Raw genomic sequence first — 2,020 nt, 5'->3', positions numbered from 1 at the left:
GCCTGTTCGGCTTCGTCGAGGAGTTCGAGCGCGGCGATCGGACGGGTCGGGTCGGCGACGGCCTGTTCCAGCAGCCTCAGCAGCCGGTCGGCGAGCGTCCCGACCGTCACCCGGTCGAAGAGATCCGTCGCGTAACGGATCCCGCAGACCATCCCTTCGCTCCCCGCACCCTCCGGGTGTGTCCGCCGGAAGAGGATGTCCAGGTCGAACTTGGCGGCCCCGGCCAGGATCCGCAGCTCCTCCGCCTCCGTGCCGAAGAGCCGGGTGAGGTCCGGCCCGCCGCCCTCGTACGCCACCATTGTCTGGAAGAGCGGGTGGCGGTTCAGGGAGCGCTCGGGGTTGACAGTCTCCACGACGCTGTCGAACGGGAGATCGGTGTGGTCGAGCGCCGCCAGGTCGGTGGTGCGGACCCGGTCGAGGAGTTCGGCGAAGGTCGGGTCGCCGGAGAGGTCGGCGCGCAGCACCACTGTATTGACGAAGAAGCCGACCAGGTCGTCGAGGGCGGTTTCGCCCCGGCCCGCGACGGGGCTGCCGAGGGGGATGTCGTCGCCCGCGCCGAGCCGGTGCAGCAGCGCGGCGACCGCCGCGTGCACCACCATGAACATCGTCGCGCCGCTCTCCCGGACCAGCCCGTCCAGCGCCGCCACCAGCTCCGGTGACAGCTCCGCCTCGATCGTGTCGCCCGCGTGGCTGGGGGTCGCGGGTCGTGGCCGGTCGGTGGGCAGGGGCAGCTCGTCGGGGAGCCCGGCGAGGGTGGTGCGCCAGTGTTCGGTCTGTGCGGTGGCGAGGGGGGTGTCGGTGAGGAGTTCGTGCTGCCAGAGGGCGTAGTCGGCGTACTGGACGGGCAGCGGGGTGAACTCCGGTGCCCCGCCCGCGAGCCGGGCCCGGTAGGCGGTGTCCAGGTCGCCGAGCAGGGGCCCGGTGGACCATTCGTCGGTGGCGATGTGGTGGATCAGCAGGACGAGGGTGTGGTCGTCCTCGGCGGTGCGCAGCAGCGTCACCCGCACCGGTACGTCCACCGTCAGATCGAAGACCTCCTCCGACGCCGCGTCGACCCGCGCCGCCGGCTCGTCCTCGGCCACCTCGGCCACGGTGAAGGGGACCTGTGCGTCCTCCGGGCGCAGAACGCGCTGGTAGGGCTCGCCCTCGTGCTCGGCGAAGAGGGTACGCAGGGCTTCGTGGCGGGTGATCACATCGTGTACGGCGGCCTCCAGCGCGGGGATGTCGAGCGCGCCGCGCAGCCGTACCGCGAACGGCACGTTGTAGGTGCTGCCCCGGCCCTCCATCTGGTCCAGGAACCACAGCCTGCGCTGGGCGTAGGAGAGCGGCAGCCGCTCCGGCCTGGTGGCCGCGCCGGTCAGCGCGGGCCGCTCGACGGCGGATCCGCCACCGAGGCGGGCCGCGAGGGCGGCGACCGTACGCGCCTCGAACACATCCCGTACGGAACAGGCGATCCCGGCGGCCCGCACCCGGGCCACCACCCTGGTCGCCAGCAGCGAGTGTCCGCCGAGCCGGAAGAAGTCGTCCTCCGCGCCCACTCCGTCCAGCTCCAGGACCTCCGCGAAGATCCCGGCGAGCAGGGTCTCCTGAGGGCCCTGCGGCGCACGGGACAGCGTGATGGACGCGGCCTCGGGCGCGGGGAGGGCGGCGCGGTCGAGCTTGCCGTTCACATTGGTCGGCAGCTCGTCCAGGTTCATGATCACGGCCGGGACCATGTACTCCGGCAGCTCGCCGATGAGCGCCGCGCGGAGCGCGGCCGGTTCGGCGGTTCCGGTCGTGTAGGCGATGAGCCGGTCGTCCCGGAGGATGACGGTGGCGGTGGTGACGTGGGGGTGGTGGGTGAGGGCGGTTTCGATTTCGCCGAGTTCGATGCGGAAGCCGCGGATTTTGATTTGGTCGTCGGCTCGTCCGAGGAATTCGATGTGTCCGTCGGTGCGTCGTCGTGCGAGGTCGCCGGTGCGGTACATGCGGGTGCCGGGGGTGCCGTGGGGGTTGGCGGTGAAGCGTTCGGCGGTGAGGG

Annotated in this window: 1 protein-coding gene; it reads right to left on the bottom strand. The window is 71.9% G+C overall.

The window, feature by feature from the left end:
* Positions 1–2,020 (bottom strand): condensation domain-containing protein (locus tag ABD371_RS35625; RefSeq protein WP_344486897.1); only part of this gene is annotated, 2,020 nt, incomplete at both ends.

This window comes from Streptomyces amakusaensis (genome assembly GCF_039532665.1).
Taxonomy (GTDB): domain Bacteria; phylum Actinomycetota; class Actinomycetes; order Streptomycetales; family Streptomycetaceae; genus Streptomyces; species Streptomyces amakusaensis.
This window is presented reverse-complemented; position numbering and strand designations above follow the sequence as displayed.